Origin of the sequence: Gordonia sp. (in: high G+C Gram-positive bacteria) (assembly GCF_012515855.1) — a bacterium.
Lineage (GTDB): Bacteria > Actinomycetota > Actinomycetes > Mycobacteriales > Mycobacteriaceae > Gordonia.
Map to the genome: position 1 here is coordinate 1 of NZ_JAAYXO010000274.1, position 6,671 is coordinate 6,671.

Annotated in this window: 9 protein-coding genes; 6 read left to right on the forward strand and 3 right to left on the reverse strand. The window is 66.8% G+C overall.

All coding sequences use genetic code 11. From position 1 onward, the window contains the following. The 4 genes from GX543_RS18375 to GX543_RS18390 all read left to right on the forward strand — a co-directional run. Window positions 1-748, forward strand: a 748-nt coding sequence (locus GX543_RS18375; protein ID WP_290854021.1) for a hemolysin family protein, incomplete at its 5' end; no start/stop codon positions are given. 6 nt (window positions 749-754) lie between these two features. Then, on the forward strand, window positions 755-1,666 hold the full coding sequence (gene era / locus GX543_RS18380; protein WP_290854037.1) for a GTPase Era: 912 nt from the start codon (window positions 755-757) through the stop codon (window positions 1,664-1,666). A gap of 435 nt (window positions 1,667-2,101) precedes the next feature. Further along, window positions 2,102-2,905 (forward strand): DNA repair protein RecO, encoded by an 804-nt coding sequence (recO, locus tag GX543_RS18385; RefSeq protein WP_290854023.1) that lies wholly within the window; start codon window positions 2,102-2,104, stop codon window positions 2,903-2,905. Between the two features lie 13 nt (window positions 2,906-2,918). After that, window positions 2,919-3,719: an isoprenyl transferase gene (locus GX543_RS18390; protein ID WP_290854025.1), complete on the forward strand. Its 801-nt coding sequence runs from the start codon at window positions 2,919-2,921 to the stop codon at window positions 3,717-3,719. A 5-nt stretch (window positions 3,720-3,724) separates the two neighbouring features. Here the strand turns inward: GX543_RS18390 and GX543_RS18395 are convergent, their stop codons facing one another. Next, window positions 3,725-4,459, reverse strand: a complete 735-nt coding sequence (locus GX543_RS18395) for a Clp protease N-terminal domain-containing protein (protein WP_290854027.1) — start codon at window positions 4,457-4,459, stop codon at window positions 3,725-3,727. Between the two features lie 78 nt (window positions 4,460-4,537). Between GX543_RS18395 and GX543_RS18400 the strand changes: the two genes are divergently transcribed. Beyond that, window positions 4,538-5,425, forward strand: a complete 888-nt coding sequence (locus tag GX543_RS18400; RefSeq protein WP_290854029.1) for a hypothetical protein — start codon at window positions 4,538-4,540, stop codon at window positions 5,423-5,425. A gap of 69 nt (window positions 5,426-5,494) precedes the next feature. Here GX543_RS18400 and GX543_RS18405 read toward each other — a convergent pair whose 3' ends face one another. Next, window positions 5,495-5,932, reverse strand: coding sequence for a Fur family transcriptional regulator (locus GX543_RS18405; protein ID WP_290854031.1), 438 nt, complete (start codon window positions 5,930-5,932; stop codon window positions 5,495-5,497). Further along, the gene (locus GX543_RS18410; protein WP_290854033.1) at window positions 5,929-6,282 is read right to left on the reverse strand and encodes a metalloregulator ArsR/SmtB family transcription factor; all 354 of its coding nucleotides are present in this window, start codon (window positions 6,280-6,282) and stop codon (window positions 5,929-5,931) included. Before GX543_RS18410 ends, GX543_RS18405 begins: the two co-directional genes overlap by 4 nt. A gap of 94 nt (window positions 6,283-6,376) precedes the next feature. On the opposite strand from GX543_RS18410, the gene GX543_RS18415 reads away from it, so the two are divergent. Then, a partial coding sequence (locus GX543_RS18415; protein WP_290854035.1) for a nitroreductase family deazaflavin-dependent oxidoreductase occupies window positions 6,377-6,671 on the forward strand: 295 nt, incomplete at its 3' end.

The window sequence follows — 6,671 nt, forward strand, 5'->3', positions numbered from 1 at the left end:
CGAGTTCGGCGACACCGACGCCCGCGAGGTGATGGTCCCGCGGCCGGAGATGATCTGGATCGAGAACGACAAGTCCGCGGCGCAGGCGATGAGCCTCGCGGTCCGCTCCGGCCACTCCCGCATTCCGGTGATCGGCGAGAACCCCGACGACGTCCTCGGCGTCGTCTATCTGAAAGACGTCGTCGAACGCCTGCTGCCGCAGCTCTCCAACGTCGCGAGCGGCATCGGCGTCGACGAGGTGATGCGCGAGGCGGAGTTCGTGCCCGACTCCAAACCGCTCGACGCCGTCCTCTCCGACATGCAGGCCAACCGTAACCACATGGCCCTGCTGGTGGACGAGTACGGCGGCATCGCCGGCCTGGTGACCATCGAGGACGTGCTGGAGGAGATCGTCGGCGAGATCTCCGACGAGTACGACGTCGACGAGATCGCGCCCATCGAAGAACTCGAGGAGGGCGTCTACCGGGTGTCGTCGCGGCTGCCCGTCGAGGACCTCGAAGAACTCTTCGATGTGGAGATCGATCTCGATCTCGACGACGTCGACACCGTCGGCGGACTGCTCGCGCTTCGACTCGGACGAGTTCCGCTGCCGGGTGCCAAGGTGAAGTTCGAAGGCCTGCGCATGGTCGCCGAGGGCGGCCCCAACCGACTCGGACGCCAGCGGATCACGACCGTCGTCGTGCGTCGAACCAAGAACAACAAGGCCGTAGCGGAGGATCGTCCGGCCGGCCACCCCAAGGAGAACTGAACTGTGATCGATCAACCTGCGCCCGGAACGTTCCGATCCGGCTTCGTCTGTTTCGTCGGACGGCCCAACACCGGCAAATCGACGTTGACCAATGCGCTGGTGGGCGACAAGGTCGCCATCACCTCCAACCGTCCGCAGACCACGCGGCACACCATTCGCGGCATCGTCACGCGACCGGACGCGCAGCTGATCCTGGTCGACACGCCGGGACTCCACAAGCCGCGGACGCTCCTCGGCAAGCGACTCAACGACCTCGTCCGCGAGACCTATTCCGAGGTCGACGTGATCGGCGTCTGCATTCCCGCAGACGAGGCGATCGGTCCCGGCGACCGTCGGATCATCGAAGAGATCATGGCCACCACGCCGCGCACCCGCAAGGTCGGCATCGTCACCAAGATCGATCGGGTGACCCCCGACAAGGTGGCCACCCAGCTGCTCGCGCTGTCGAAGCTGATGGGACCCGACTCCGAGGTGGTCCCGTGCTCGGCGAAATCGGGCAAGCAGCTCGACGTCCTGGCCGACCTCCTGGTTTCGCAGTGCGACGAGGGACCCGCGTTCTATCCGGACGGCGAACTCACCGACGAGCCGGAGCAGGTCCTCATGGCCGAGTTCATTCGGGAGGCCGCGCTCGAGGGGGTGCGCGACGAGCTCCCGCACTCGCTGGCGGTGGTGATCGAGGAGATGATCCCGCGCGAGGACTCCGACATCATCGACGTCCACGCGATCCTCTACGTGGAGCGTGATTCCCAGAAGGGCATCATCATCGGCAAGAAGGGCTCGCGGCTCAAGGCCGTCGGCACCGCGGCCCGAGGTCAGATCGAACGACTCCTCGGTACCCAGATCTACCTCGATCTCCACGTCAAGGTCGCCAAAGACTGGCAGCGCGACCCGAAGCAGCTGGGCCGCCTGGGGTTCTAGAGTCGCGTGCCCATCGCGCCCAGCCCGGTGGTCGCGCGCCGATCGCTGGCCCACCCGCTGATCGAGTAAGGGAGGAGCGTAGCGACGACCGCATCGAGATCGCCGCTTCCCTCACGCTGATCGCATCGAGATTGCCGCTTCTCACGCTGATCGCATTGAGATTGCCGCTTCCCTCACGCTGATCGCATTTAGATTGCCGCTTCCCACGCTGATCGAGTAAGGGAGGAGCGTAGCGACGACCGCATCGAGATCGCCGCGGGCAGGGTCTTAACCCGGCCGACGAGTTCCCGGACGCCACGCTGGTGAGGCCACCGACTCCGGGACGCTGATCCCCGAGGACCAGCCGGAGCGATTCGCGCAGGAAACTTCGTTCGTTCGTCGGCACCGCCTAGTGTCGCGCTGGGACTTGTCCGGACCCGATGACACAATGGATCGGTGAGGTTCTACCAGGATGAGGCAGTGGTGCTGCGTCAGCACAAGCTCGGCGAAGCCGACCGCATCATCACGTTCCTCACCGCCGAGCACGGTCTGGTGCGCGCGGTGGCCAAGGGCGTTCGACGGACCCGGTCGAAGTTCGGGGCTCGTCTCGAACCCTTCGCGCACGTCGACGTGCACTTCTATCCCGGTCGCAACCTCGACATCATCACCCAGGTCGACAGCCTCAACGCCTTCAGCGATGCGATCGTCGCCGACTACGGCCGCTACACCACCGCCTGCGCGGTGCTCGAGACCGCCGAACGATTGGCGGGCGAGGAACGCGCACCGGCCAAGCATCTGCACCGCCTGACTGTGGGTGCGCTGCAAGCCCTCGCCGACAATCGTCGCGAACGGCAGTTGATCCTCGACGCCTTCCTGCTGCGCGCGATGTCGTCGGCCGGCTGGATGCCCGCGCTGTCGGTGTGCGCTCGGTGCGCCCAACCGGGGCCGCACCGTGCCTTCCACGTCGCGGCCGGCGGGGCGGTGTGTCTGCACTGCCGTCCGGCCGGAGCGGCGACGCCGTCGGTCGGCGTCCTCGATCTGATGGAGGCGATGGCGCGAGGAGAGTGGGATCACGTGGCCCTCGCGACCGACTCCCAGCGTCGTCAGGCCACCGGGCTCACCGCCGCGCATCTGCAGTGGCACCTGGAACGACAGTTGCGGACCTTGCCGCTGATCGAGCGACAGGCGCCGCATAGGCTGATCGAGCGACCAGACCCCGAACCCGACCTCCCCGTATCCGCGACCTCCGACATCGCGTGAAAGGCCTGATCTGATGGCTCGTCTCACCCGCCGATCGCAGCCGGCGTCCGCGCCGACCACGGTGCGTCCGCCGGACCCGCACCCGTCCGGCGCCACGCCGCCGGCCATTCCGGCTGAGCTGATTCCGCAGCACATCGCGCTGGTGATGGACGGCAACGGCCGGTGGGCGCAAGAACGCGGACTGCCGCGAACCGAGGGGCACAAGCGCGGCGAAGCGGTCCTGATGGACAGCGTCTGCGGGTGCATCGAGATGGGCGTGAAGAACCTGTCGGCGTACGCCTTCTCCACCGAGAACTGGTCGCGGAGTCCGGAAGAGGTCAAGTTTCTGATGGGCTTCAACCGCGACGTCATCCGCCGTCGCCGCGACGAGATGAACGAGATGGGTGTTCGCGTCCGGTGGGCCGGTCGTCGTCCCAAGCTGTGGCGCAGCGTCATCAAAGAACTCGAGGTCGCCGAAGAGCTGACCAAGCACAACACGGTCATGACGCTCACCATGTGCGTCAACTACGGCGGTCGTGCCGAGATCGCCGACGCCGCCCGCGAGATCGCCCGCCGCGCTGCACGCGGAGAGATCGACCCCGAGCGGATCACCGAGGCGTCGTTCGCGAAGTACCTCGACGAGCCGGACATGCCCGACGTCGACCTCTTCCTGCGCCCCTCCGGCGAGAAGCGGTTGTCGAACTTCCTGCTGTGGCAGAGCGCGTACGCCGAGATGGTCTACCAGGACAAGCTGTTCCCGGACTTCGACCGCCGCGACCTCTGGGACGCCTGCCTGGAGTACGCGAAGCGCGACCGTCGCTTCGGCAGCGCTTAGCGTTCTCAGTCCTCCTTCACCGTCTGGAACGACGAGAGGATGTCGACGAGGTGCGCCTCGAAGGCCTCGCGCGTGACGCCCGCGTCGTGGAGCGGGCCGGTGTCGCCCTCCACCTCGAGCAGCGCGAGCGCGATGTGCTCGGTGCCGATGTAGTTGTGCCCCAAGCGAAGCGCGTGTCGGAAGGTGAGCTCCAGGGCCTTGCGCGACTGGGCGTCGTAAGGGATCAGTTCCGGGGACTCGGTGGCCGCGGGGAGGGCTTCGGTGACAGCCGCGGCCAACCGGTCGATGTCGGCGCCCGACTTCGTCAGCAGTGCGACGGCCAGTGAATCGCGATCGTCGAGCAGGCCGAGCAACAGGTGCGCGGGCAGCACCTCGGCGTTGCCCGCGGCCTTCGCGCAGTTGTGGGCCGCGGCCGCCACGTTCCGGGCGCGCGGCGTGAACTGGTTGAACCCCTGCGACGGGTCGAGGTCGTCGCCGGTACCGGGGTCCTTGGGTGAGAAGCGCTTCGCGACGGCCTGCTTGCTGACGCCCATGCTGGTGCCGATCTGGGTCCACGACGCGCCGTTGCGTCGGGCCTCGTCGACGAAGTGCCCGATGAGATGGTCGGAGACCTCGCCGAGATGGTCGGCGGCGAGGACGGCGTCGGAGAGTTGCTTCAGCGGGTCGTCGTGCACCTTCTTGATGGCGGCGATGAGGTCGTCGAGGCGGATGGTCGGAGTGAGGGGTGTCTTCTCAGTCATGCGTCAACCATAAGTTGACGAGGCGTCATCGTCAACCGTTGGTTGACGATGGAACCGAATTGACCTCGCCTGCGTCTAATGGTCATGGGGGATTACGGGGTGCACACACGATGGGAACTGGCGGAGCTCGGCTACGACCGCGCGCTGCTGCGGCGGGCGATCACGGCGGGCGACCTGACGCCGCTGCGGCGGGATTGGTACGCCGATCGCATGTGCGACGAGGATGTCGCGACCGCGGTGCACAGCGGTGGGGTCCTCGGGTGCGTTTCGGCGCTCAGGCTGCTCGGGCTGTGGATCCCGCCCGGATACACCGACCTGCACATCCGACGAAGCAAGGCGCTGCGGAACTCGGGGGCACCCGGCTGTCGTCCGTTGCGTGGTCGGCCGTTGCCGACCTCCAGTGCGGTCGATCCCGCCGTGTACGCGCTCGCGTGTGCTGCGCGATGCATGAAGGCGGAGGACTGGATCGCGACGTGCGACTCGTACCTGAAGCTGCGGCGGATCGACGTCGAGGAGCTGCGGTCGGACATCGCGCCGTTCGGCGGCGCCGGAGTCGATGCGCTGTTGGACAAGACCGACGGCCGGTCGCAGTCGGGGACCGAGAGCATCGCCCGGGTCCGTTTCCGCGCACTGGGATTCAAAGTGGTGGTTCAGCCCGCGGTCGACTACCGGATCTACCAAGGCCACGCGGACCTGAGGATCGGCAAGCTCCTTCTCGAGTGCGACAGCGCGCGATTCCACAACCAGGCCAAGGATCGCGGCAACGACTACACGCGCGACCGAAAGGCGCTGGTCGGCGGCTGGCAGTCGATGCGTTTCGCCTTTCATCATGTGCTTCACGAATGGGATGAGATCGTCGAGGACGTTCGGGCGTACGCCAGGGACGACCGCCATCGGATTCGGTCCCGCCGGGCCAAGGAGGCGCTTGCGCGCTCGCGCCAGATCGACGCTATCGGGGACTACTGACCGGGGCGTCCCCAGGGCGGGTCGCCGAGGGCGATTTGCCCTCGACGCGGTGTCAGGGGGACGCGGAGGTCAGTAGGGTTCGGTAGCCGAGCTCCGGGAGGCCGAGCATTGCGCGCAGACGCCGAAGATCTCCACCGTGTGGCTGATGTCGGAGAAGCCGTTCTCGCTGGCAACGGAGTCGGCCCAGCGTTCCACTTTGTCGGCGGTGATCTCGACTGTCGTGCCGCAGGCGCGGCAGACCAGATGATGGTGATGGCCGGTGGAGCAGTGTCGATACCGCTTCTCGCCGGAGCCGTCCCAGATCGCGTCGATCTGTTCGGCCTCGGTGAGGGCCTGCAGGTTGCGGTAGACCGTGGTCAGGCCGATGGATTCGCCGCGCTCGCGGAGTCGGTCGTGCAATTGCTGCGCGGACAGGAAGTCCTCGGTGTCGGCCAGGAGATCGGCGATCGCGGCGCGCTGCTTGGTGGAGCGCACCCCCGTCACGGGCTTCTTGGTCGGCTCGGTCACGGGACCGTCTCCGTCTGGTGCTCGGTGGCGCCTTGATGTTCGGTGGCATGGACGACCGCGTCGACCACGATGTGCGCCACGTGATCGTCGGTCAACGAGTACTCCACCTCGCGCCCGCGACGACTGCCGACCACCACTCCCGACTCCTTCAGGACTCGCAGGTGCTGGCTCACCTGGGGCTGGTTCAGCTGCAGATCGGCGACGAGCTCGTGGACGCACCGCGGGTGGTCGCGCAGCGCCATCACGATGGAGACCCGTGCCGGTGAGGCGAGCGCACGCAGTAGTTCGCTGGCGGCGCCGTGCGCGTTCCGGTCGGCGATCAGCGACGGTGACATCACCGAGGGGGTCATCACGGCTCCTTACGACAAAGATTCCTCATCCATCCTATGGGAAGTGGTTTTCATTTGCCTCTACCGGAATCGCGTCGGTGAGTACCGTGGAGGAATGACAGGTATCGGTGCCAAGGCTCTGCAGACCCGGTGGTTCGTCCGCTCACCGATTCCGCTGTTCCGCGCCGGCCTCGGCTTCCTCTTCGGCGGCCGGCTCCTGCTCCTGGAGCACACCGGTCGCAAGTCGGGGGAGTTGCGGTACGTGGCGTTGGAGAAGGTCGACCGCCCCGCGAAAGACCGGATCATCATCGCGTCGGGATTCGGCGAGAAGGCCCAGTGGTACCGGAACCTGCAGGCAGATCCCCGGTGTCGGGTCTGGATCGGTTTCACCCGCGGCCGTCCGGCCACCG